Genomic DNA, 25,200 nt, shown 5'->3' with positions numbered 1-25,200 from the left:
AGCTATTTTAAGCGTTCCAGCGCAATATCCCAACGAAGCGCGTCGGTTTGCTGCCAGTGGTAACGCTGCAGCAAGCCGTCTTGCGCCAGCACAAAACGGGCATTGTCCGGCCGGTAATGACCGCCTTGCATGGCATAGGTCGAATGGGTGGAATTTTTTTCCAGCAAAAAGCTTTGTCGTCTATCCCAAAGCGGCAGCAGCCGCTGGGCATCGGCACCCAGTTCAAGATTCGGCAGCAGCAGTGGCTGCTCCTGCTGCAGCGCCAGCACCATGGCTCCGCTAAAAACGCGCAATAACGGGAAAAAATGCCAGGGGCCGTCTTGCTCGCCGCTCAGCAGGGTACTGCCGGACTGGCATTGCCAGTGGTTTTTAGCCAGCTGATAGCAGGCACTGCTGGGTTTTGCACTGCCTTGTTGCCAGCTCAGCTCTGCCAGCTGGCCCTGTTCAGCGGTTTCGCCCTGCTGCTGCCAGTGCACAGTTAGCAACATCTGATGCTGCTTGCTAAAGCGCAGACTTTGGATGATGCGATGGCCCTTGGCATCCATGCCTATCCGCCAGGGCTCTTCAATATCGGTCGGCTTACCATTGCATTGGTAGTGGTACTGGCCTTGCTGCTCCCAGTGAACCCCGGCTGAGCGGTCCGCAAATGCTTGTTGAAGCCGTGCCTGTGGCTTAGTCATCAGCGACCTCACTGCTTGGGGCTGAGGCCATCACTTCAATCAACTCAATCAGCTGGCCGCCCGTGGTGGTAGGATCCAAGTAGAGCATTTTTTTACGGCCAAAGCAGACTGGGCCGTCCGGTGTGACATAACCCGGCAAGACGCCCTGCTGCTGCAACAGCTGCTGTGCCTCAGCCAGATCGCGCACCCGCCAGGCCAGGTGATTGATGCCGCCCTCACCACTTTTCAGACCATTGAGTAAACTCAGATAGGGCTCGGCCACCGGCTGCATCAGCTCAAACTTCTGGCCGGCAATCTCAATAAATGCAAAACGCACCGGGGCATCCGCTGGCACGCCTGCAGGGCGGTTTAATTGAGCCTCGGTCAGGCCATAAAGTTGCTGCCAATCGGCAAGCGCTTGCTCCAAATCGGGCACCACAAAGCCCAGGTGTTGCAAGCCAAGCAGGCAATGCTGCAATTTTTTCGTCAAAAGGGCATCCATCAGTGCTTGTATCTCCGAAAAACTTCTATATGATATAATGATATTACAATATAACTTGAGGGGGTGCCATGCATTGTTTCATTTTAGGCTTAGGCCATATTGGCAAAGCCTTGGCTCAGGCGCTAAAAGCGCAGGGCCATCAGGTGTCGGGCAGTACCACCACACCGGATAAAGTGGCTGCGTTAAGTGCGCTGGTGGATCAGGTGCATGTGCTCAAAGGCGAAGAGCAAGATAAGCTGGCTGCGGCTGCTGCGGGTTGCGATCTTATCATTGTCACCGTGGCGCCCAATGTGCGGCAAACACGTAGCAAGGAAGAGCGCGAACAGCATTACCGTCAGGTACTGCAACTGAGCTGCGAGCATGCGGCTGCGGTATGCCCTCGGGTGATTTTTCTGTCGTCCTTTTCAGTCTATGGCGACGGCGGCGAGGGCAGTGCGCCTATCAGCGAGCAGACACCAACCGCCAATCACGACGAGCCTTCCTCCAAATACTACCAGGCGGCAGAGCGCGCTGTGCTGCAGCATGCCTCAGGCTGCGTGTTGCGATACCCGGATATGTATGGTGCGCCGGGCGATATGGATTTTCCGACCCGGGTCAAGATGGCGCTGGAATACTTTGCTGGCAAAGCCGTCTTTTCGGCCGATGCGCCCTTGTATGCAATTCATTTTGAAGATGTGGTGGCTTCGGTACTGCATGCGGTGAATAGCGATTTAACCGGTATTTTCAATGTCTGCGACAACGAAAAAGTCCCTTACAGCAATCAGCAGGTGTTCGATGCTATCTGCCGTGAACATGGCTGGCAGCCGCTGGAATTTTTAGGTCAGATTAAGGCGCCAAATCGCAAAATATCGGCCGAAAAAATCTACGCCACCGGCTACAAAGTGCAGCAGCCGGATCCGAATGCCCACTGGGTGGAGCGCTAGTATGCGAGTTGTGATTACCGGCGGGAGTAAAGGCATTGGGCGGGCACTGGCGACCGAGTTCTGGCAACGTGGTCATGAAGTGCTGGTCTGTGGCCAAAATAGCATGGAGCTGGAGGCGTTAGCCGCCTATTTTGACCATCAGCGCTTTTACATTCAGCAGTGCAATATTCGTGAGCTGTCGCAGGTCGAAGCCTTGATAGAGCATGCACACAACTGCATGGGCGGGGTTGATATCTGGGTCAACAATGCGGGCCTGGCCAAAACCACCAACAGCATTCTGAATACCAGCCAAAGCGATGTGGAGACCATGCTGCTGACCAATGTGCTTGGTACCATCCAGTGCAGTCGGGCTGCGGCGCGCGCCATGGTCAAACAGGGTCATGGCAAGCTCTTTACCATGTTAGGTGGTGGCTCCGACGGTGAGTTTTTCCCGGGCATGGGCATTTATGGCAGCACCAAACGCGCGCTGGACTACTTTACCGATGCCCTGGCCAAAGAGCTGGCCGACACCGGTGTGCTGGTGGGCAAAATCCGTCCCGGCATGATCATTACCGAAGGGGTGATCCGCGAATCCAAAGCCGACCTGGCCAATTTTCAAAAACGGCGTCATTTTGCCAATTTGGTGTGCGATGAGCCGGAAACGGTGGCGCCATTTCTGGTGGATGCCATGCTGAGTTGCCAGAGAACCGGACAAAAAATCGCCTGGTTGTCACGACGCAAGCTCTGGGCTCGCTTTATCAAAGGTCTTTTTATCAAACCCGCTGATAAATTCAGCGCTTACGGGCTTTAAGCAGGAGAACAGCATGTCGGTGAACAAAGAAACCAAAACACTGGATGAATTTTTGGCAGAAAACCCCAATGTGGATGTCACAGAGTACTGGCGTCGGTGCTGGGGGATTTTAACGGCACTGAAAGATAAAATTGCCACACGCTTCCCGCAGCTTGAGCAACACCCGTCGACTTTTGACCGGGACTACTACACCTCGCCCAATGGCGAATGGGAAGGCAGCTACAAAGCCTGGAGTGGTCCGGGCGCGGACTGGTTGGTGAACTCCTGGATTGGCAACCGTAAAGCCAGTATTTTGGACATGAACACCACCGCCTTTTTGGATCAGCAAACTGATGTGCCGCATCTGGTAATCGTGTTTGGTACCGTGCCGCATTTGTTTTGCTATTGCGATTACACCCCAAGGCGCAACCTGCTGACCGATGTGGATTACCTGGATAAATACTTCAACGACGAGGTCAACGACTGGTACCTGAAGCTGCGCAGCCATCCGAATTTTCATTGGTCGGTGAGCCATGGGCCTTACATGCGGGCGCTGAACAATCCGGCGACCCAAAGCCTGATGGGCGAACTATCGCATGCCAACATCGATATCTTTGAAAAATACCTGCATGAAAAAGTCGACCGTTGGTTGGGTTGGCTGGATGCGGCAACGCCGGTTCCGGTAGCGGAGCGTCCTTTGTTGCAGCAGCACGATCATGTGATCCGGGAAATGAGCTATCGGCGCGATCCGATGAATAAACTGGCGGTTCAGGTGTTTGGTGCCGAAGAAGTCGAGCGGATGATTGAGCTGCGGATGGGCCAGCAGCAGATCCTGCAAAGCAAAACCGCTTAACAGCCTCTAAAGGAGCCGGTGGATGAAAAAAATCATTGCGAGTGTGTTGTTGCTGCTGTGCTTGCTGATTGCCGGCGTGCTGGCCTGGATGTCGGTGCCCTTTGCCTACCAAAAGGAGCTGACGGCAGCGGCACTGCACAGCGACAGCGAGGTGCAGGTGCAAACCTCACCCTGGCTTAGCTTTACACCGGCTAAGGGCCCCATCAGCGACGGCATCGTGTTCTACCCGGGCGGGAAAACCGCCCCGGCAACCTTCGCCCCTGTGATGCGGCAGTTGGCAGCAGAGGGCCATCTGGTGGTGATCGTGCCGATGCCTTTTAACACAGCTTTTTTGGGCATCGATAAAGCCAATGCGGTGATGGCGGCATACCCCGACATCGAGCGCTGGCACCTGATTGGTCATTCACTGGGTGGCGTGGCTGCGGCTGAGTACGCCAAAAAGCAGCCCGAGCGGCTGGCCTCGCTGATTTTCTGGGCCTCTTATCCGGCCAGTGATTTGCAGGCGTTCAGCCTGCCAACCTTATCGGTTGCTGGCACACTGGACAGCCAGACCACGCCAGAAAAAATAGCCGCCAATGCCGAAAAGTTTCCGGCCAGGACCCAATTTATCGAAATGCCGGCGGCAAATCACTGGCAATACGGCTATTTTGCCGACAGCCGCAATACTGAAGCCAATTTGCGCTCGCGGCAAAGCCAAATCGACGAATTGCTGGCGCATAGCCTGGCATTTATTCGCCTGCAGGCACCGGGTGCCGCTGGGCAGCAGAATGAGGACAACGACAATGACGCTTGATTATTATGGTTACCGGAAAAAGTTTGCGCTGCTGGTGCCTTCCACCAACACTGCAGTGGAGCTGGAATACAACAAAATGCGGCCGGAAGGGGTTGTGCTGGCAACCCGCGGTTGCGTGATCCCGCCTTTTAAAGTCACCAACGAAGACGAATTTGTTGCCATGGTGCAAGCCATTGGCGCCGCTACCGAACAGGGGCTGCGCGATGCACTGACCTGCCGGCCGGATCATGTGATCTTTGGCTACTCGGCTGAAACCTTCTGGGATGGCAAACAGCGCTCGGATCGGGAGTTTGCCCGCTACAACGCCATCGCCCAGGAAGTCGGTGGCTGCAACGTCACTTTCGGTGCTCAGGCCATTATGGATGCGCTGAAATGCTACCCCGGTGTGAAAAAAATCGGCGTGATCTCGCCCTACATGCCGGTAGGTGACAAGCAGGTGGTGACCTTTATGCAAGACATTGGCTACGAGGTGGTGCGCATTGCTGGTCATTGCTCGCCGGGGCCGGTGGAAATTGCCCACGAGCCGTTTAGCAAAACCCGCCAACTGGTGAAGTCGGTGGATGGCGACGATGTCGATTTGATTTTGCAAGCCGGTACCAATCTCTACTTTACCGAGCTGGCCGCGCAACTGGAACAAGAGCTGGGCAAGCCGGTGCTGGCCATCAATGCACTGACCTTCTGGCATGCGCTGCGCAGCAACGGCATTCAGGACCGCATTCAGGGCTTTGGCTCTTTGCTGGCCGAGCACATTGCCATTCCGGAGTAAGGCGGCATGACCCCTTTGAATTTACGCCAGTTGCTGGCGGGTAACGGCTTGCTGGCGTTGCCCGGTGTCTACGATGGTTTAAGTGCCCGTTTGGTGGAGCAAGCCGGTTTTCAGGCTGCTTTTGTGTCCGGTGCCGGCGTCTCTTTTAGCCGGCTTGGCCAGCCGGATCTCGGTTTGGTGAGCCTGACCGAGCTGGCCGATTGTGTCCGTCAGCTGCGCGAAGCGGTTCAGATCCCCTTGCTGGTGGATATGGACACCGGCTTTGGCAATGCGCTCAATACTCAGCGCAGTGTGCGCTTGCTGGAGCAGGCCGGTGCTGCTGGCCTGCAAATTGAAGATCAGCAGATGCCCAAACGCTGTGGTCATTTAAAAGGCAAGCAGGTGATCGCCACAGCCGAGATGGTTGGCAAACTCAATGCTGCGCTTGATGCCCGCCAGAGTGACGATACCCTGATTGTGGCCCGCACCGATGCTTTGGGGGTGAACGGCTTTGACGATGCGCTGGAGCGCGCCGAACGTTATCTGGCAACCGGGGTGGATGCGCTCTTTATTGAAGCGCCGCAAACACTGGCGCAAATGCAGCAAATAAGCCAGCAATTTGCCGGTCGTATTCCGCTGGTGCACAACCTGGTGGAAGGCGGGCGCAGCCCGGTGCATAGCAATGCCGAGCTGGCTGAGCTTGGCTACCGCCTGGCGTTGTACCCGGTCTCTTTATTGCACCGCTTTATTCCGCATGCGCAGCAGTTGCTGCAGCATCTGGCTAGCGCAGGGGAAACCCGCAGCCTGGCTGCATCCATGACCGATTTGTATGGCATCAACCAATTGCTGGGCACCGATCATTTGATGGCAACCAGCGCCAAGTACGCCGAGGAGGACGCCTGAATGGGACTGAGCCTGTATCAAAAAATTTACCAGCGTCATCGGGTTGCGGCACTCAATGCCGGCACCGATCTGCTGTACATCGACCGGCACTTTATTCATGAAGTGACTTCACCGCAAGCCTTTGCCGGTTTAACCCAGGCGCAGCGTGCGGTGCGCCGGCCGGATCTGACTTTTGCGGCGATGGACCACAATGTCTCAACGCAAAAGCGCACCTTGGATGCTGCCGGTGAAACCTCGCGCATTCAGCTCGAAGCATTGGCCAAAAACTGCGCCGAGCATCGTATTCCTATTTTGGATCTGACGCACCCGGATCAGGGCATTGTGCATGTGATAGGGCCTGAGCTGGGGTTAACCCTGCCGGGCATGACCATCGTCTGTGGCGATTCGCACACCTCCACCCATGGTGCTTTTGGCGCTCTGGCTTTTGGCATTGGTACCTCGGAAGTGGAGCATGTGTTGGCCACCCAAACCCTACCGCAGCAACCGGCCAAAAGCCTGCAAATCCGGGTTGACGGTACCTTGCCGGCTCAGGTCAGTGCTAAAGATCTGGCCCTGACCATCATCGGTCAACTGGGCACCGCCGGCGGCACGGGTTATGTGGTGGAATTTTGCGGCAGCGCCATCCGGGCATTGAGTATGGAAGGGCGGATGACGCTCTGCAACATGAGCATTGAACTGGGCGCCAAAGCCGGGCTGATTGCGCCGGATGAGGTGACCTTTGCCTACCTGCAGGATAAACCCCATGCACCCAAAGGGGCCGAGTGGCAGCAGGCGCTTGCTGACTGGCAAAGCCTGTTCTCGGATGAAGATGCGGTGTTTGATCTGCAAATTTCAATGGATGCCAGTCAGGTGCGGCCGCATCTGACCTGGGGGACCACGCCGGAGCAGGTGATGCCGATTGATGCATCGGTACCAGCCCCCGACAGCTTTAGTGAGCGCAGCAAGCAAGAGGCGGCGCTGCGTGCGCAGCACTACATGGGGCTGCAGCCGGGCCAACCCTTGCTTGGGCTGCCGGTGGATGTGGTCTTTATTGGCTCTTGCACCAACAGCCGGATTGAAGATTTACGCGCCGCCGCTGCCATGATCAAAGCCCGCAAAGTTGCCGCCGGGGTGCGGGCTTTGGTGGTGCCGGGATCGGGCCGGGTCAAGCGCCAGGCCGAAGCCGAAGGGCTGGCCGCACAGTTTTTAGCGGCAGGCTTTGAGTGGCGCGAACCGGGCTGCTCGATGTGCCTCGGCATGAACGACGACCGTCTGGAAGCCGGCCAGCGCTGCGCTGCCACCAGCAACCGCAACTTTGAAGGGCGGCAAGGGCGGGGCGGACGCACCCATCTGGTCAGCCCGGCCATGGCCGCTGCCGCTGCGATAGCCGGCCACTTTGTAGACATCAGCCAGGAGAATTGGGCATGAGCAATCTGTTCGCCAGCGGGTACATCTGCCCGCTGGATAAAAACAATGTCGATACCGATCAAATCATTCCGAAGCAGTTTCTAAGCTCGATTGAACGCTTCGGTTTTGAAGATGCGCTGTTTTACGACTGGCGCTACCTGGCCGATGGCAGCCCCAATCCGGACTTTGTGTTGAATCAGCCGAAGTACCAGGGCGCCAATATTTTGCTCAGTCGGCGCAATTTTGGCTGTGGTTCCAGCCGCGAGCATGCCCCCTGGGCACTGCAGCAATATGGCTTTGGCGTCATTATTGCCGAGAGTTTTGCCGATATCTTTGCCAGCAACTGCCTGAACAATGGCATTTTGCTGATCCGCTTGCCGGCTGACACCCTGAACTGTCTGTTTGTGCAGGCAGAGCAGCGTTCGGCCATCTGGATCATTGATTTGGAGCAGCAGCGGCTGTTCAGCGACGATGGTCAGAGCATGTCGTTCGACATTGATGCCGATGCGCGCGAGCGCTTGCTGAATCGACTGGATTTTATTTGCTGCTCTGAGCAGCTCAGCGATCGCATCAGCCACTTCGAACAGCATCGCAGTGCTCAGCAGCCCTGGCTTCAGGGCTGCTGAATCTTCCGCCGTCCCGGCAACCGCTCGCCCAGCACCAGCAGGGCGGGCGTCAAAAACAAGGTCAGCAAGGTTGCAAAGGTCAGGCCGCCGGCAATGGCGCTGGACAGTTGGGTCCACCATTGGGTCGAGGGCGCGCCAAAGCCAAGGCTCGGCTCCAGTAAGTTGACATTTACCGCCAGCACCATTGGCATCAAACCAAGTACCGTGGTCAGTGAGGTCAACAGCACCGGCCGAAGCCGCAGACAGCCGGTTTCAAGCGCTGCCTCCATCGCATTCAGACCTTCTGCCCGCATGCTGTTGTAGGTATCAATCAAGACGATGTTGTTGTTGACCACGATGCCGGCCAGCCCAATGATGCCCATGCCTACCATCACAATGCCAAAGGACTGGCCATTGACCAGCAGCCCCAGCAGCACACCAGCGGTGGAAAATACGATGGCGGACAGCACCAGCAGGGTCTGATACCAGCTGTTGAACTGCAGCAGCAGGATCATCATCATTAAAAACACCGCACTGATAAAGGCATTTTGCAAAAAGGCCGCCGCTTCCTGCTGATCCGCATCTTCACCTGTGGTGCGAAGCAGCACGCCATCAGGCAGGGTCCAGTCACCACTGCCTAGTGCTTCCAGCCGCTCACTGACCTGATAGCCGGCGGCCAGGTCGGCTTTAATGGTGATGGCTCTGTTGCCATCAATGCGCTTGATGATGCTGGTTTTGGCGGCCGGTACCAGCTGGACAAAATGGCTCAGGGGCACCTGACCGGCCGGGGTGTATAAGCTTAACCGGGTCAGTTGCGTCAGCGAGCGCCAGGACTCCGGTACCCGTACCCGGATATCGACTTCATCGCTGGCAAATTCCGGCCGGTATTTGGCCAGCAGCAGGCCGTTGCTGATCAATTGCACCGCATTGCCCACCGATTGCACATCGCTGCCAAAACGGGCGGCCATGGCTCTGTCGACTTCAACCCGCCACTCAATGCCGGGCAGGCTGCGATCATCTTCGATGTCGATAAATCCACCCAGCTGCTGCATGCGCTGCACCAGTTGATCCACCGTGGTATCCAAAAGAGCACTGTCTTGCGCACTTAATTGCAGCTCTATCGGTTTGCCGGCGGCAGGGCCTGCTTGTTGCTGACGAAATTCCAGTACAATTCCCGGAATATCCGCAGTTAATTGCCGCATATCCTGCAAAATGCGCGCAGCAGGCCGGCGCTGGTACCAATCGGTGAACTGAAACTGCAAGGTGCCAATCACATCGGCACCGAGCTCGCCACCGGCCGAGACCATGGAGCGGGCATAAATGGCCTGCACTTCCGTCAGTCCCTGTAAGCGCTGCTCGACCTGTTGCAGCAAAGCGTCTTTTTCCTGCACCGACAAATCGCCTCTGGCTCTTAGCCAGACCTGGGCGGACTCAGGCTCCACGGCCGGGAAAAACTCCACGCCATGGTGCCACTGGCTGTAGGCCAGATAAATCAAGGCAATAAAGCCAAGCATGCCAGCCAGAGTGCCGGCCGGGCGCTGCAACAGCCAGCCCAGCAGGCGGCGATAGGCCGCTGTTGCCCGGTTGGGTCGCTCTGCGGGCGCAGGTATGGCTCCGGCTGCAGCCTTAGTACTAACCGAGCCCATCACCGGCAGAAAAATAAGCGCCATCGCAAGGGATGCCAGCAGACAAAGGATCACGGTGGCGGGCAGGTACTTCATAAATTGCCCGACCATGCCCGGCCAGAACAGCAGCGGTACAAAAACCGCCAGGGTGGTGGCGGTCGAAGCGATGATCGGCCAGGACATCCGATGGGCGGCATTGAGCCAGGCGGTGCGTACCGGCTGGCCTTGTTGCTGATTTCTATCTGCCAGCTCACTGACCACCACAGCGCCATCGACCAGCATGCCGGCCACCAGGATCAGGGCAAACAGCACAATAATGTTCAGAGTAAAGCCCAGTACCCAAATTGACAGAATGCCAACAAAAAAAGCTCCGGGAATGGTAATACCGACCAAAATGGCTGAGCGGGCACCCATGGTCAGCATCAGTAACAGCAGCACCAGCACCACAGCGGTCAGCACATTATTCAATAGATCGCTCAGCATCAGTTTGACCTGGCGGGACTGATCCATGATGTAATGCACCTGCATCTGAGGTGGAAAGCTGTCGGCAAAAGCATCAATGACGGCCTTGGTCTGCTCGATGGTGGTGATGATGTTGGCACCGCTGCGCTTTTTAATCTCCAGCACCACAGCAGGCTGGCCATTGATGCGGGCAAAGCCGGTTGGATCTTTAAAGCTGTGCTGAATGGTGGCGACATCGGCAAAGGTCACTACGTTGGCCCCTACGGCTTTGATTGGCATCGATAGCACATCCTGCAGGTTTTCAATCACCCCGGGGACTTTCAGCGCCATCCGTCCTGCGCCGGTATCCAGGCTGCCGGCAGCCACCAGCCGGTTGTTGGCCGACACCAGATTAAACAGCTGCTGGTAATCCAGCTGATAGGCTTCCAGCACCTGGGGGTTGACGATGATTTCCAGCAAATCTTCCCGATCGCCGCCAATATCAACTTCCAGTACTTCGGGGATGCTTTCAATTTGCTCTTTGAGCTGACGGGCCAGTGCCACCAGCTGCATCTCGGAGACCGGGCCGGATAAACCGACGGTGAGTACCGGAAAAAGCCCGACATTGATTTCATTCACCGTCGGCTCTTTGGCCTCCGACGGCAGCTTGGGCCGGGCTGCATCCACCCGGACCCGCACTTCCTGCAAGGCCCGCTCCGGATTAAAACCGGCATCAAACTCCAGCATCACAGAAGCATGGCCTTCGCTGGCGGTCGAGGTCATTTTCTTGATGCCTTCCAACGAGCGAAGTTCATGCTCCATCGGTCGAACCAACAAACGTTCAGCGTCTTCCGGGCTGATGCCATCGAGCGACATCGAGACATAAATCAGCGGAATGGCGACATCCGGGTTCGATTCTTTCGGGATGCTCTGATAAGCATAAAAGCCGGAAACAAACAAAAACAGCAGCAACATCAGACTGGCCCGGCTGCGATCCATGGCACTGGCAATCAGTTGTCTCATGGCTGCATCCTTTGCACTTGCACGGTATCGCCGGGGCGGACAAAGCCGGCACCGGTCTGGATCAGCTCGACCTGCTCCGGCAAACCGGTGACCCAGACCGCTTCCGGGGTTGCCTGCAGCAATTGCACCGGGTAACGCACCACCTGTTGTTGCTCAACCACACTGACGGCCAAACGACCCTCGTCGTTCAGTTGCAGCAGGGCAGGCGACAAACGATGCGCTAGCGTTGCGGCCAGCTCGATGTGGACGGTGGCACTGGCGCCGGCCACCGGCCAGCCATTGGGGTTGTCGGCCCAGACTTCCAGTAAAAAGCTGCGGGTGGCTTCATCGGCGAAAGGACTGACAAAGTGCACTTCGCCCTGCAAAGCCCGGCCATCAAGCAACACCAGTCGTGCCTGTTGCCCGGCTTGCACCTGCAGCACCTGCTGTTGTGGGATCTGAGCCTGCATCCGAAGGCGGTCGGTTTGCACCAGCTCGAACAAGCCGGTGCCGGCCTGCACAAAGTCTCCGAGCTCCACCATGCGGCGGCTGATCTGGCCGGCAAAAGGCGCCAGCGGCTGGGTTAAAGCCAGTTGGCGGGCCGCATGGCTGTGATCCGCTTTGGCAGAAGCCAGTTCGCTTTCAAGGCGGATCAGCTCGGTTTCGGATAAAAACTGCGATGCCCCAAGTTGCCTGGCGCTGGCAAGCTCGGCTTCACGCAAGCGCAGCAAAGCCTTGGTTTGTTGCAGCCGCTCGCTGCGGCCATCGTCTGAAATGCTTAGCAAGGGCGCACCCGCGTCCACCCGATGCCCCAGATCCACCTGCAGCGCCTCGACAGAGCCCTGCAGTTGCGCTTGAATATGCACCTGTTTAAAAGGGCGCAACTGGCCTTGCAACACCAGCTCAGGCTGCATCGCAGCAGCTTGGCTCAGCCTGGTTTCCACCTGAGGCAGAAATGGCACTGCTTCATGCTGAAAGGACGCGACCGTCTCTTTGGCATTTCTAAGCTCACCACTGGCAAACCAGCCGAGCAGCACCAGTAAAAAAATGGCCAGGACGCCATAACGGCCCACCGCAAGCTTTTGTTTCATCATCACACCTATCCACACCGGGTTACCAGCTAGTAGGGCAGGATTGGCGGGATGGATCAATCTGAGATTGTGCTTTTACTGCTTTAAATCAATTTTTTAGTGGTTTGAGTTTTTGGTAATCTGTGGTTGATAGATGCTTGGAACACAATAAGCTATGGCATACTGTGAACAAAGCAAAACGACGCTAAACAGAACAGGGAGCTTATGGCAGATCAGGATTGGCCTACAGGTTTTATGGTGCTACAGGGCAACCGGCTGGAGCAATTGCGTGATGTGATGCTGCAGTGGTGTCAGCGCTATCCGTTAGCGCCGCTGGAAACCGAAACCTTTCTGGTACAAAGCAATGGGATTGCCCAGTGGCTGAAGCTGGCGCTGGCCGCGCCAAAAGCTCAGGGCGGTCTTGGCATTGCAGCCGGGATTTGTACCGAGTTGCCGGGCCGGTTTTTATGGCAGGCATACCGTGCTGTGCTGCCGGCCTTACCGGCCGAGTCGCCTTACAACAAAGATGCACTTGGCTGGCGCTTGTACCGCCTGCTTCAGCAGTTGCCTGAGTTGTCGGAACTTGCACCCTTGCATGGTTTTTTGGCCAAAGATCCCACCGATGCAAGGCGTTGCTATCAGCTAGCGTTTCAGCTGGCCGATTTATTTGACCAGTATCAGGTGTACCGGGCCGATTGGCTGCAACAATGGCAGCAAGGCAACGACAGCATCGATGGCCATCCGCTGCCGGCTCATCAGCTGTGGCAGCCCTGGCTGTGGCGTCAGTTGCAGCAGGAGATCCAAAGCCAGCAGCCCACAGCTTTAAGCCGTGCCGATGTGCATCAGCAATTTTTAACCGCCTGCCAGCAATTACAGGCCCGACCGGCCGGCTTGCCGCGGCGGGTGGTGGTATTTGGCATTTCCTCATTGCCGCGCCAAACGCTGGATGCCCTGCACGCCTTGTCGCCTTTTTGCCAGGTGCTGCTCTTTGTCAGCAATCCCTGCCAGCAGTATTGGGGCGATTTGATTGATGGCCGCGATTTATTGCGCCAGGAATACCGCCGGGCCAGGCGACCAGATCAACACCCGCTGGCTCAGTTATCGGCAGAGCAGCTGCACCTGGCCGGGAACCCCTTACTGGCAGCGCTTGGCAAGCAAGGGCGGGATTACCTGCATTTGTTGGATGAGCTGGATGACAGCGGCCGTTATCAGCAGTATTTTGCCGGTCGCATTGATTTGTTTGAATCGCCAGGCGAAGACAGCTTATTGCAGCAGCTGCAGCAGGATATTCTTGAGCTGCGATCGGCCGAAGAGCGCGCTAACATGAAAACGCAGGTGCCAGTCAGTGATCGCAGTCTGCAGTTTATGCGCTGTCATAGCCCGTTGCGGGAGCTGGAAGTCCTGCACGACCAACTGCTGCATGAGCTCAGTCAGGCCAGTGAGCAGGGCCAGTCGCTTACGCCACGCGATATTCTGGTGATGGTGCCGGATATCAACCAATATGCCCCCTACATTGCGGCCACTTTTGGGCGGTTCCGGCCGGAAGACCCACGGTATTTACCGTACTTTGTTGCCGATCAGGGACTGCGTCACCGCAATAGCCTGTTGCTGGCTTTTGAAACCCTGCTTCGTTTGCCGGATAACCGCTTTACCGTCAGCGCCATGCTGGACTTGCTGGATACCTCTGCGCTGCAACAGCGCTTTGGTCTGGATGAAGCCGGCGTTGCCCGCTTAAAGCCCTGGATTGAAGGGGCTAATATTCGCTGGGGATTAAGCGGCCAGCAACGGGCAGCCTTTGGCTTGCCCGAACAACTGGAGCAAAACAGCTGGTGGTTTGGCTTAAAGCGGATGCTGCTGGGCTATGTGGTGGGCGAGGGCGAAGCCTGGCAGGACATCGAGCCTTATGATGAAGTGGCAGGGTTGGATGCCGCTCTGGTTGGGCCTTTGGCCGAGCTGGTGCATGCGCTGGAACACAGTTGGCAGCAGTTGCAGCAGCCCCATAACGCCGCGGACTGGCAACAGTTGCTCTTGATGTTGCTGGAGCAATTTTTTGTGCCGCAAAGCCCGGCCGATCAGCAGGCCGATGCCCGTATTCGCCAGCAACTAAGCCGCTTTTTGCAGCACCTGGCCGACAGCGGGCTGGCTGAGCAGCCGCTGGCGTTGGAGGTGGTGCGCGATGCGCTGTTAAGTGAGCTGGATCAGCCCAGTCTGCAGCAGCGCTTTTTGGCCGGAGCGGTGAACTTTGCCACCCTGATGCCGATGCGGGCCATTCCTTTTGGTCAGATCTGGCTGCTGGGCATGAACGATGGCGATTATCCGCGCCCGGTCCGGCGCAATGACTTTGATCTGATGCAAGCCGGTTATCGCCCGGGGGATCGTTCGCGCCGGGATGATGATCATTACCTGTTTTTAGAAGCACTGCAGGCGGCCCGCCACAAACTGGTGCTGAGCTGGGTGGGCTTTAGTATCCGTGATAACAGCGAAAAACCGCCTTCAGTACTGGTTGGGCAATTGCGGGACTATCTGGAAACAGCTTATCCAGAGCAAAAGCTGTTGCAGCAGCTGACGGTGGATCATCCCCTGCAGCCCTTTAGCCGCCGTTACTTTGAGCCGACGCGGGACCCGCGCTTGTTCAGCTATGCCGAAGACTGGCGCGCCGCTTTGGAGCCAGGCATGGCTCAGGCAGAGGATACAGCGCCGCCTGGTTTTCCACTGGAAGCCACGCACATTCGTCTGAGCGATTTGGCCAGTTTTTTACGGCATCCGGCCCGCGTGCTGTATCAAAAGCGGCTCGGAATTTACACTGGCTTTGAAGCGGACAGCGAGCGTGACGATGAGCTTTTTGCTGCCGGTGGCCTGGATGGCTGGGTGCTGGATCAGGCGTTGATCGCCCGGCTGGAGCAGGGTCTAAGTGCTGGCAGTACGTCCCAAGGCCAACCACTGACTACCGAGCAGCTGCTGCAGCAGGAAACAACCCGCTTGCAGCGGGCCGGCGCTTTACCGATGGCTGGCTTTGGTGACTTATTGATGCAGCAAAAAAATCAACAGCTGGCGCCGTTGCTGCAGCAGTGGCAACAGCTGCAACTGCAATCGGTACCTTATGGCGACACCCTGTACTGGCAGCAGATGCTGGATGAAACGCTGCCGGTGGTGTTTGAAGACAGCCTGAGCGATATTCGTCAGCATCAGGATGGCCGTTTGCTGCGCTTAATGGTGCAGCCCAGCCGGTTGTTTGATGCGAAGCAGCAACTGAAAAGCTACCATCTGTGTCGTTTTTGGCCGGCACATCTGCTGGCACAGCAGGCCGGTGCGGTTGAAACCCTGTTGATTGGGCCGGATGCGATTTTTCGCTTGCCGCCGCTTGATCAAGCGCAGGCTTTGCAACTGTTTAATCAGTTGTTGGATGCTTACCTGCAAGCGCTGCAACGTCCTTTGCCGCTGGCCTGTAAAACCATGCTGGCCTTTTTCGGCGGCGATGAAAAAGCCGCCATCCAGAGTTACGAAGGCAGCGACTTTCAGGGCGATTACGCCATCACTGCTGAGGTGCGCGATTATCCGTTGTTGCAACGTTACTGGCCTGATTTTGAGCAACTTAGCACCGATGCTGACTTTGCAGCCCTTGGCGAGGCACTGTATGCACCACTGTTGCAGCAGCTGGCGTTAGGAGGAAGCCAATGATGAAGGCACAGGATTTGGATTTACTGCGTTTTCCGCTTTATGGCAGTCGCCTGATTGAAGCCAGTGCCGGCACCGGCAAGACCTTTTCGCTGGCCTTGCTCTATGTGCGGCTGGTGCTGGGCCATGGGGATGCGCATAGCTCTGAGCATAGCTATGAGCCTAGTTCTGAACATAGTTCTGAGCAAAACTCAGAAACATCAGCCTACAGCCGGCCGCTCACGCCACGTGATATCCTGGTGCTGACCTTTACCGAAGCGGCGACAGAGGAACTCCGAAGCCGGGTGCGGCAACGCCTGGTGGAAGCGGCCCGCCTGTTTCGTCAGTCCCCGTCTGCGCTGCGTCAACAGCCCCCGGCGGCGGATCCGTTGTGGCAGTTGGTACTGAGTTACCCGGATCAGGATTGGCCAGCTTGTGCTTTGCGCTTAAAGCGGGCGGCGGAAGCCATGGATGAAGCCATGATTGCCACCATTCATGGTTGGTGCCATAAAATGCTGGCGGAGCATGCCTTTGATAGCCGCGGCTTGTTTCAACGAGAGCTGTTAACCGATCAGACGGAATTGCTGGATACGCTGGTTAAAGACTACTGGCGCCAGCACTTTTACCCCTTGTCGGCCGATGGTGCTGCCGTGGTGCAGCAGTGTTATCTGAACCCGGATCGGTTGCGTAAAGCCTTGCTCTCCCTGTTAAGCCAGGCCGAGCCTGTGCTGCTGTTTGCCGGTGCTCCTCTTAAGCTTGAGCAGGACGCTGAGTTGCAGGCATTGCTAACTGAAGCCATCGCTGCCAGGCAACAGCAGCAAGCGCAGCAGGCCGCCTTTGCCACTTTGGAGCAGTCAGTACAAAAGTTATGGGCTGAGCATTGGCCGGAACTTGAGCAGCAGCTGCTGGCATTGCAAAGTCGCTTTAATGCCACCCGGCATTATTCCAATACCACAGACAAGTTTCAGCGCATGTTAAGCGAGCTGGAGCAGTGGAGCCTGGGGCAGCGCGCCTTCGATAAGAAAATGGCCAATTTTGCCACCGGGCGTTTTGTCTGGAAAAAAGATCAGGCACCGGAATCCGAGCCGGATCACCCGGCTTTTGTCGCTATGGCCGCTTTGGCCGACTTGCTGGAGCAGCAGGCAGAAGCTGACGATGCGAGTCAGATCTGCCTGAAAGAGGGTATTTTAAGCCATGCCCTTTACTGGTGCCGGCGTGAGCTGAAGCGACGACTGAACCGCCAGGCACAGCTGGGATTTAACGACTTGCTGACCGAACTGCATCAGGCACTGGATCCGGAGCTGGCCGGAGAGCACGCCAGCCAGCTGGCGGCCGCTATCCGGGCAGCGTATCCGGTGGCACTGATTGACGAGTTTCAGGATACCGATCCGGTGCAATACGGTATTTTCAACCGCATTTACCGCATTGCCGACAACGATACCCGTACGGCCGTGGTGCTGATTGGCGATCCCAAGCAAGCCATTTACAGCTTTCGCGGTGCCGATATTCATACCTACTTGCAGGCGCGGCAGGATACCGCCGGCCGCCATTACAGTTTAAGCCGTAACTTTCGCTCTACCCAGGCGGTGGTCGATGCCTGCAATCAGCTGTTTATGCAGGCTGAAACGCATCCGCGAGCTGCCTTTCGCTTTAAAAGCGAGCATGGTGCTGATAATCCGCTGCCCTTTACGGCGGTCAGTGCCAGTGGTCGCAACGAGCAACTGCTGCTGGATGGCAAGCCGTTGCCGGCGCTGCACATTCAGCATCTGGCCGGTGACGAGCCCTGGCGCATCGGTGCTTACCGCGAGTACAGTGCCTGGCAGTGTGCCAGCCGGATTGCCTTTTTGCTCAATGCCGCCAGTGCCGGGCGCTGCCGCTTTGAGGGTGAGCAAATCCGGCCGCTGGCAGCAGAAGACATTGCGGTGCTGGTGCGCAGCCAGCAAGAGGCGCAGTTGATCAAGGCTGAACTGACCAAACTGCAGGTACCAGCGGTGTATCTGTCCGATCGTGGCTCGGTGTTTGCCACGGCCGAAGCAGCGGATGTGCTGCTCTGGCTGCGGGCTTGCGCCAGTCCGATGGATTTAAGTCTGGTGAAAGCTGCGCTGGCCACGCCCAGCCTTGGACTCTCGTTGCAGCAACTGATGGCCTGGCAGCAGGATGAGCTGGCGCTGGAAGCCCAGGTTCAGTGTTTTTTGCGCTTGCAAGCCTGTTGGCGCAGCCAGGGTGTGCTTGCGATGCTGCGTCAATTGCTCGATCAGTATCAGCTGCCGGCCCGTTTACTGCGTCAGCAACAGGGCGAGCGGCAACTGACCAACCTGCTGCACCTGGCCGACTGGCTGCAGCAACAGGCGGTGCAGCTGGAGGGCGAGCAGGCATTGATCCGCCACTTGGCCGAGCATCTGGCTGAGCCGGGCGAAGAGCAGGTGATCCGGTTGGAAAGTGATGCTGCCCTGGTCAAAATCATCACTATTCATAAATCCAAAGGCCTGGAGTACCCGCTGGTGTTTTTGCCCTTTGTGGTCGGTTGGCGGCCCATCGATGGCAAGGTACGGCAGGTCCCTTACCGGGATGCGGGCTATAGCGGCACCGAAGTGGCCGGCAAAGAGGCCTTTCCTGCTGCCTGGCAACAAGCCGATGATGAGCGGCTAAGCGAGGATATGCGGCTGTTGTATGTTGCTCTGACCCGGGCACGGCATGGCCTCTGGCTTGGCACCGCGGCTGTTTGTCTGCAGGGCAAAAAAATGCAAAACCATCAGGGCGCTTTTGGCTATTTGTTCAACGGGGATACGCCTTACCAGCAACCAGCCGAGTTGCAGCAGCAGTTGCAGGATCTCCCTAGGGAGGGCGTCCTGCTGCAGCTGGAGCCAGAGGTTGACACCGAGCCTTATCAGCCTACAGAGGCGCTGCCACTGCTGGAGCCGGCCGCTTGCCCACAGCTACCACCTTATCAGCGCTGGTGGATAGCCAGTTACTCGGCCATTCGTTTTCAGGCTCATGCCCATGAGCACCATACGCAGGCAAGCCGCGCGGCAGCAACCGATGTAAGCGAGCCTGACGATGCCAAAGCGGCGCTGCAAGCTGAGTTGTATGCGGCAGACAGCTCCGAAAGTGCTGTTAATACAGCGGGTATCGTGAGTACAGCGAGCACCCTGCGGCCACCGGTTGCGACTGCTGCATCACAGCTGATGCACCAGCTGCCCAAAGGAGCGGCCTTTGGTACCTTTATCCACGCTTTACTGGAATGGGCAGCTGCGCATCGTTATCTGGATAGCGAGGGCCGCTGCTGGTCTGGTTTTGCTGCCGCGGTGCAGGATGCACCGGGGCGGCTGGCGGAGCTGCAAAGCCGTTGCCAGGCTCTGGGGCTGGCAGAGGCTGCTGAGGCTCTGAGTGACTGGCTCGGGCAGTTTTTGCAGCAGTCAGTGCCAGTGGAGGCGGGCGAGATGGCGCTGCAACTGATGGCATTAACCCCAGCGCAGATAGCGGTGGAGCTGGAATTTTTATTGCCCAGTGAACAGGTCAGCAGTTGTCAGCTGGATCGGCTGATCCAGCACTTTGTGCTGCCAGGGGAGGCGCGGCCACAGGCCGAGCCGGAGCAACTAAACGGTATGGTGAAAGGCTTTATCGATATGGTGGTTGAGCATCAGGGCCGCTACTTTGTGCTGGACTGGAAAACCAACAGCCTGGGGGATGAGGATAGCAGTTACCACCAAGAGGCGATGCAGCAGGCGATGCTAAACCATCGCTACGATATGCAGTTGGTGCTGTACGTCCTTGCGCTGCATCGTTTATTGCAAAGCCGCTTGGCGGATTACGATTACGATCGCCATATCGGCGGCGCCTGGTACTGGTTTGTGCGTGGTGCTGCCGAGCCCAACCAGCACGGACTATGGCAGTATCGGCCAGAGCGGGCATTGATAGAGCAGCTGGATGCACTGTTTCAGGGGGAAACCATGACTGATGCCCTGTGGCAGCAGAGCGATGCGGTGACGGAGGGCTTTGCATGACAACACAGAGCATGACAGCACCGAACATGACAGCACAGGGCGAAACTTCAAATGGGGCTAGGTTATTGCAGCAAGCGCAAGCCTGGAGTCAGGCCGGGATTATCCGTAAGCTTGATTGGATGCTGGCCCAGTTTTTTTACCGGCAATTGCCAGAGCTGACCGAATTGGAGCTGCTGGCCATTTTGCTGTGCAGTGAGGCCAATGGTCGCGGCCATGTTTGTCTGGATATCGCTGCTACTCTGGCGCAAGGCACTAATCAGGCGCAGGGCTCTATCCAAGCCCTGCCCGGGCGCAGTGAGCTCTGGCAGCAGGCCGATGCCGGCTTAAAACAGTACCTGAGCGCTTACCGGTTGCAGGATTGGCTACAGCTGCTGCAAGGCTCCAGCCTGGTAAGCTGCCAGTTGCACGATCAGCAAGCATTTGCCAATGCTCCCTTGGTACTGGCGGGCAATGCTCCTTTTGTACTGGCAGGCAGTGCGCATCAGCCGCTGCTGTACATGCGCCGTTACTGGCAGTACGAGCAGTTGATTGGCCGTGAAATAACCCGCCGTATGCAAGCCGTGCCGGAGCTGGCCGTTGCTTCTGTCGGGGCTTTGTTGCAGGGGCTTTTCCCGCAGCATAAGCGCGCAATGCCTTTTGACTGGCAGATGGCCGCCTGTGCGTTAGCGCTGCGCAGTCGCTTTGCCATTATTACCGGTGGGCCCGGCACCGGCAAAACCACTACGGTGATCAAGCTGCTGGCACTGCTGCAGGGGATTCAGCTGACCGGGCAGCAAAAACCACTGCAGATCCTGCTGGCCGCCCCCACCGGTAAAGCCGCTGCCCGCTTGAATGAGTCCATTGCCCAGAGTTTGCAGCAGCTGGATGTGAGCGCTTTGCCGCTGCCAGAGCCTGAGCAGCTAAAAGCCTTGCTGCCAACTCAGGTACAAACCGTGCATCGCCTGCTGGGCGCCCGGCCCGACAGCCGGCACTTTAAGCATCAGCGGCAGAACCCGTTGGCCGCCGATGTGGTGGTGGTGGATGAAGCATCGATGGTGGATGTAGAACTGATGGCGGCGCTGGTGCAGGCCTTGCCAGCCAATTGCCGCTTGTATTTGTTGGGCGACAAAGATCAGCTGGCGTCGGTGGAAGCGGGTTCGGTGCTGGGGGACTTGTGTCGTTTTGCCGAAGCCGGCAACTACCGGCCAGGCATAGCGGCCTATTTGCAAGACTTGTGCGCAGCCAGGGTGCCAGAGCAGTTTGTGGCAACCGAGGATGCCCCGGCGCTCGCACAGGTAACGGCGATGCTGCGTTACAGTTACCGCTTTAAAGAAGGGGGCGCTATTCATCAGTTGGCTAGCCTGGTCAATCGTGGCGGTACTGCTGTCACTGAGGCTGAAGCTGGTGCGACCATGGATCCTTCTGAAAATGCCCGTTCTGCAATAGCGGTTATCAAAACGATAGCCGCTGAGCCAGACAGCCCGGTGCACTTGCTGCAGCAAAGCATGTCTGCAGCGGGCCAAACCACGGCGCGGACCATGACATCCGCTTTTGCAGCCACACCTTTTGGCGATGCACTGAAAGCCTTGTTGCTGTCAGGCTATAAGCCGTATTTAACTGCCGTGGCTGAGTTTGACCCTGCAGCCAAGCCAGTACAGCGTAACCAGGCTGCGCTGCAGATTTTGGCATTGCAACGCGATTTTCAGCTGCTTGGTGCTGTGCGCGAAGGGGACTGGGGCGTGCAAGGGCTGAATGCCCGCATCGAGCAGCTACTGGCTCGGCATGATCTGATCAAGCCGCAGGGGCAGGCCTGGTATCCGGGGCGGCCGGTGCTGATGACCCGCAACGATTATCACCTGCAGTTGATGAATGGCGATATTGGTGTCTGTTTAGCCATGCAGGAACAAGATAGCATGGTACTGCGGGTAGCGTTTTCGGATGGTGAAGGCGGCATTCGCTGGGTGTTGCCCAGCCGGTTGCACGGCGTCGAAACGGTGTATGCCATGACGGTGCATAAATCACAGGGCTCAGAGTTTATGCATACGGCATTGTTGCTACCAGCAAACAGCAGCCCGGTATTGACCCGTGAGCTGCTTTATACCGGTATCACCCGGGCCAAAACAAGGTTTACCCTGATTTACGATAATGACGCTGTGCTGGCCAGTACCATAGCGCAGCGTGTGCAGCGGGCCAGTGGCTTTGCTTTGGTGTGATAGGAGCTTTGATCCAATGAAAATGCCGGCTTGAAGCCGGCATTTTTAATCAGTAAAGCAGTAAAACATAAGCTTAGTTGGCGATGGTGGCAATCACCCGCACCTGATCCGTCACTTCACTGGCAGGGATGTAACCCAGACTGTTTGGGTTGGCTGCAACAAACTCAATTTTAGCAGCGACTGAATCGACTTCTACCGGAGGGCGGCCTTTGCCGGTAAAGACCAGGCGAGACCAGTAAGCTTTCATTTGTGCCGGGCTGCGACCTAACACTTCTTGCTCAAACTGATCACGCAGTGGATGGCCTTCCGGTAAATTGACCGGCATTAAACCACCAGCCCGCCCCATATATATTCTGGATACTTCGTCCAGACTGGTATCAGCAGTCGCCGGATGGACAATCACGGCAATATCAGCGATGCAGACAGATGAAGCAAAAGCAAACGCAGCAAGTAATAATTTTTTCATCATTAGCTCCTTAAAATACCAAATCGATGCCGACTGACAGCAACTGATCACGGCGATCGGCTACTTTGTCTTTTTGTGAGCTATACTGCACTTTTAGGGCAGCTGATGGGTGGAAATCATAGCGGCTGCCAATATTCCAGGTATCACGTTTGGTGGTAAAGCTTTCCACTACCCCGGTGACCGCAGGGCGGAACGGGTTTTCGGCGGACAATGCCTGATAAATCTCTGCCTTGCCATCATTATCTTGGCGTTCAAAGCTGACAAAAGGGGTATAACTGTTGATGCGGTAACCTGCTGACAGGTAATAACCATTTTGGGTTGGGATCACAGTATCTTTCACCCGGGCTCGCACAACTTCACCACTAAGTACCACACTGCCATTGTCGTAACCCAAAGCCAGGCCCATAAAGACGCTGTTAGCATCCTCGATACGAATTTGGCTGGCCGTATCGGCAAAGCCAGATTGTACCAGCAAGTTTAACAAACCGGACAGTTCACCATCCTGATCTACCATGGTCAGCTTACCGGTTAAATAAGCCAGTCGGGCAGTAAAGTTACCTTGTGTCAGTTCCCAGGTTGCACCGGCAACGCGTTCAATATCAATATCAGCAGGAGCCGGGGTGATGTTCGTAGTCCCGCTGTAGTTACCCAGAATCAGCTGCAAGGTTGAGTCTACTTCACCCAGCTGGCCGAAACGTACCAGTGAAACACCTTCCAGATTGTTAAAGTCGAGGTTATAGACAGATCTTGGCACCCGGGCCCAATCATAGGCATAGCCCACATCCATAAAATCGGAGTAACGGTAGAACGGGGTGCGCAAGCGGCCAGCATTGATACGGGTCTGATGGTTCAGTTCGTAGGTTAAATAAGCCCACTCAAATTCTGCTTTGAAATCATTGGCACCACGTCCCATCAACTGAGCTGTGACGGATAAACGCTCGCCTAAGTCGGCTTGAGCTTGTAGGGCAAACAGTGATTCGTTTTTAAAATCAACTTCGTTATCGAAGCCATAGAGGCTATCAGAGCTGGATAGGGTACTGCCTGCCTGAATGGAGGCAAAGCCATTGAAGCGAATTTCTGCTTGTGCTGCTGTGGCAGAAAGTGCCAGTAACATACCCAGACTGAGTGGTTTGATTTTTGATACCATAATGAGTGAACCTCGGTAGTTGAGTACAAAACGATGCTTCGGCAATTCAGCCAACAAAAAAAGTATAGTCCATCATGGCAAGGAGATGCGAAGTGCAGTCTGGCGACCATAAGAACCAGGTTCCGTTAGGCCCATGACTTTGCGTGTACAGCTTTTCAGCTGACTTGCCAGGAGGAGGCGCGGATTGTACAGATAGTGAACAGTCCTGTAAAGGGCTAGACGGGAAAATAAATGGGCAACCTCAGGTGTACCCATTTTTATTGATTATCAAGGTGTCAGTTTTGTGACTGCATCCCCAACCTGAACATTGCTGAGCAAGCGCTCACCAATGCTTTCGGCAATAGCCCAATCAAAGCCTAGCTCGGTAATACGGACGGTTAACGGGCTGACGCGAAAGCGGGTGTCATCGCCCTGGATACCTTGCTGACGATATAAGATAGTCAGTTCATCACCACGACTAAGCCCGACGTTCTGGCCACTTTGTAACTGGATCCTGTTATTGCCCACTTCGGTGATGGCAGCAATAAAGGGCTCGCAGCGCAAAGCATCTTCAATATCAATGACGGCTGCATCCAACACCCGGCTGATGGCTTCGCCGTAACTGGTGAGCCAGAAGCGGTGATCGAGTGGGGTGATGCTGGTGCGTTTTCGATAATCCCAGCGAGCCTGGGTTCGGTATTCCTGCTGAAATAACATCTTGCCAGTGCTTAGCTGTTGCAGTTGCAGCCGCATATGGAAAAAACGCTCGCGCCGGGCATCCGACCAGAATCGCAGGTTCATATCGGTGCGCTCGCCTAAAGAAATATCTTCAATGATGGCTGTGACCAGATAATCCGAGTTGGTCTGTTGCAGTAAACTACTGCGCTCACGGGTGGACAAGGGACGGCTAAGATCAGGGTGGTCCAGCCAAGCGGGTACTGAGCTGCTGGATAATCCCTGCAGCTGTTGAAAAACCTTTCTGGCAGTGACTTCACCAATACTTTGCAGCTCACCAATCACACTTTGTTGAGGATGGCGCAGTGGAAAAGGACTGACCAACAGTGGTTTTTTGTAGCTCGCTCCCAGGCACTGCGCATGCTGAGGAAAAATATCTGCCCGAATAGTCACTTCCAGGGTGCGGCCAATACGTTGCTCGCGGACCAGCTCAATTTGGCGCACTTCGGCCTGACTTTGCCATTGCATGGAGCTCTCTGTCAGTAAACCATTGGTAACTTGTTGTACACTGCTGATAGAAGCGCCTGCATAGAGCAGCGCACGACGCACCGCATCTTCGGTGGCTCTTGCGCGGGCTTCGGCTTCGTCACCACCACGGATGATCGCCTGACCGCTGGCCTCAACCCAATCGGCAGCAGCGCTTAAGCTGATAAGCAATAACCCTAGCCCAATAAACAGCACTCGCATGATGAACTTCCTCAGCATTGACTATGCCAGATTCTTGACATGGTATGGTCTCTTGGCAGT

General features: G+C 56.4%; 18 protein-coding genes and 1 riboswitch. Of the genes, 11 read left to right on the top strand and 7 right to left on the bottom strand.

What is annotated here, in order from left to right; all coding sequences use genetic code 11:
• Window positions 1–2: 2 nt before the first annotated feature.
• Both QWY20_RS16630 and QWY20_RS16625 read right to left on the bottom strand, forming a co-directional pair.
• Window positions 3–680, bottom strand: coding sequence for a hypothetical protein (locus QWY20_RS16630; protein WP_330130134.1), 678 nt, complete (start codon window positions 678–680; stop codon window positions 3–5).
• Window positions 673–1,149 (bottom strand): VOC family protein, encoded by a 477-nt coding sequence (locus tag QWY20_RS16625; RefSeq protein ID WP_330130133.1) that lies wholly within the window; start codon window positions 1,147–1,149, stop codon window positions 673–675. The genes QWY20_RS16630 and QWY20_RS16625 overlap by 8 nt, the downstream gene beginning before the upstream one ends.
• Window positions 1,150–1,229: 80 nt before the next feature.
• Here QWY20_RS16625 and QWY20_RS16620 point away from each other — a divergent pair, with 80 nt between their 5' ends.
• Genes QWY20_RS16620 through leuD form a run of 8 tightly spaced genes read left to right on the top strand, consistent with a single transcriptional unit; the run spans window position 1,230 to window position 8,159 of the window.
• Window positions 1,230–2,084 (top strand): NAD-dependent epimerase/dehydratase family protein, encoded by an 855-nt coding sequence (locus QWY20_RS16620; protein WP_330130132.1) that lies wholly within the window; start codon window positions 1,230–1,232, stop codon window positions 2,082–2,084.
• Window position 2,085: 1 nt separating this feature from the next.
• Window positions 2,086–2,874 (top strand): SDR family NAD(P)-dependent oxidoreductase, encoded by a 789-nt coding sequence (locus tag QWY20_RS16615; RefSeq protein WP_330130131.1) that lies wholly within the window; start codon window positions 2,086–2,088, stop codon window positions 2,872–2,874.
• A 13-nt stretch (window positions 2,875–2,887) separates the two neighbouring features.
• Window positions 2,888–3,706, top strand: coding sequence for a hypothetical protein (locus QWY20_RS16610; RefSeq protein ID WP_330130130.1), 819 nt, complete (start codon window positions 2,888–2,890; stop codon window positions 3,704–3,706).
• Between the two features lie 22 nt (window positions 3,707–3,728).
• The gene (locus QWY20_RS16605; protein ID WP_330130129.1) at window positions 3,729–4,499 is read left to right on the top strand and encodes an alpha/beta hydrolase; all 771 of its coding nucleotides are present in this window, start codon (window positions 3,729–3,731) and stop codon (window positions 4,497–4,499) included.
• The gene (locus QWY20_RS16600) at window positions 4,489–5,265 is read left to right on the top strand and encodes a maleate cis-trans isomerase family protein (RefSeq protein WP_330130128.1); all 777 of its coding nucleotides are present in this window, start codon (window positions 4,489–4,491) and stop codon (window positions 5,263–5,265) included. Before QWY20_RS16605 ends, QWY20_RS16600 begins: the two co-directional genes overlap by 11 nt.
• Before the next feature lie 6 nt (window positions 5,266–5,271).
• Complete coding sequence (locus QWY20_RS16595) at window positions 5,272–6,147, top strand: isocitrate lyase/PEP mutase family protein (RefSeq protein ID WP_330130127.1); 876 nt, start codon at window positions 5,272–5,274, stop codon at window positions 6,145–6,147.
• Window positions 6,148–7,554, top strand: coding sequence for a 3-isopropylmalate dehydratase large subunit (leuC, locus tag QWY20_RS16590; RefSeq protein WP_330130126.1), 1,407 nt, complete (start codon window positions 6,148–6,150; stop codon window positions 7,552–7,554).
• Window positions 7,551–8,159, top strand: a complete 609-nt coding sequence (gene leuD, locus QWY20_RS16585) for a 3-isopropylmalate dehydratase small subunit (protein ID WP_330130125.1) — start codon at window positions 7,551–7,553, stop codon at window positions 8,157–8,159. Before leuC ends, leuD begins: the two co-directional genes overlap by 4 nt.
• Here leuD and QWY20_RS16580 read toward each other — a convergent pair.
• Together QWY20_RS16580 and QWY20_RS16575 are read right to left on the bottom strand one after the other, a co-directional pair.
• The gene (locus QWY20_RS16580) at window positions 8,147–11,227 is read right to left on the bottom strand and encodes an efflux RND transporter permease subunit (RefSeq protein ID WP_330130124.1); all 3,081 of its coding nucleotides are present in this window, start codon (window positions 11,225–11,227) and stop codon (window positions 8,147–8,149) included. The genes leuD and QWY20_RS16580 overlap by 13 nt on opposite strands.
• Window positions 11,224–12,300: an efflux RND transporter periplasmic adaptor subunit gene (locus QWY20_RS16575; RefSeq protein WP_330130123.1), complete on the bottom strand. Its 1,077-nt coding sequence runs from the start codon at window positions 12,298–12,300 to the stop codon at window positions 11,224–11,226. The genes QWY20_RS16580 and QWY20_RS16575 overlap by 4 nt, the downstream gene beginning before the upstream one ends.
• A gap of 201 nt (window positions 12,301–12,501) precedes the next feature.
• Between QWY20_RS16575 and recC the strand changes: the two genes are divergently transcribed.
• From recC to recD, 3 genes are read left to right on the top strand one after another with little or no spacing between them, the layout of a single operon-like run.
• Window positions 12,502–15,954 (top strand): exodeoxyribonuclease V subunit gamma, encoded by a 3,453-nt coding sequence (recC, locus tag QWY20_RS16570; protein WP_330130122.1) that lies wholly within the window; start codon window positions 12,502–12,504, stop codon window positions 15,952–15,954.
• Window positions 15,954–19,934, top strand: a complete 3,981-nt coding sequence (recB, locus tag QWY20_RS16565; RefSeq protein WP_456237685.1) for an exodeoxyribonuclease V subunit beta — start codon at window positions 15,954–15,956, stop codon at window positions 19,932–19,934. The genes recC and recB overlap by 1 nt, the downstream gene beginning before the upstream one ends.
• Window positions 19,931–22,126 (top strand): exodeoxyribonuclease V subunit alpha, encoded by a 2,196-nt coding sequence (gene recD / locus QWY20_RS16560; RefSeq protein ID WP_330130120.1) that lies wholly within the window; start codon window positions 19,931–19,933, stop codon window positions 22,124–22,126. The genes recB and recD overlap by 4 nt, the downstream gene beginning before the upstream one ends.
• A 73-nt stretch (window positions 22,127–22,199) precedes the next feature.
• Here recD and QWY20_RS16555 read toward each other — a convergent pair whose 3' ends face one another.
• From QWY20_RS16555 to QWY20_RS16545, 3 genes are all read right to left on the bottom strand, one after another.
• Entirely contained in the window at window positions 22,200–22,592 is a 393-nt protein-coding gene (locus QWY20_RS16555; protein ID WP_330130119.1) for a type 2 periplasmic-binding domain-containing protein, read from the bottom strand.
• Window positions 22,593–22,602: 10 nt separating this feature from the next.
• Window positions 22,603–23,739 carry a porin gene (locus tag QWY20_RS16550; RefSeq protein ID WP_330130118.1) on the bottom strand — a complete coding sequence of 379 codons (1,137 nt, stop codon included), beginning with the start codon at window positions 23,737–23,739 and terminating at the stop codon, window positions 22,603–22,605.
• Between the two features lie 90 nt (window positions 23,740–23,829).
• A riboswitch (cyclic di-GMP riboswitch) is annotated at window positions 23,830–23,918 on the bottom strand.
• Window positions 23,919–24,006: 88 nt separating this feature from the next.
• Window positions 24,007–25,140 carry a flagellar assembly protein T N-terminal domain-containing protein gene (locus tag QWY20_RS16545; protein WP_330130117.1) on the bottom strand — a complete coding sequence of 378 codons (1,134 nt, stop codon included), beginning with the start codon at window positions 25,138–25,140 and terminating at the stop codon, window positions 24,007–24,009.
• Between the last annotated feature and the right edge of the window lie 60 nt (window positions 25,141–25,200).

The sequence above is a fragment of the Alkalimonas cellulosilytica genome (assembly GCF_036325985.1).
GTDB lineage: Bacteria > Pseudomonadota > Gammaproteobacteria > Enterobacterales > Alteromonadaceae > Alkalimonas > Alkalimonas cellulosilytica.
The sequence above is the reverse complement of the archived record's forward strand: the minus strand, read 5'-3'. Positions and strand labels throughout refer to the sequence as shown.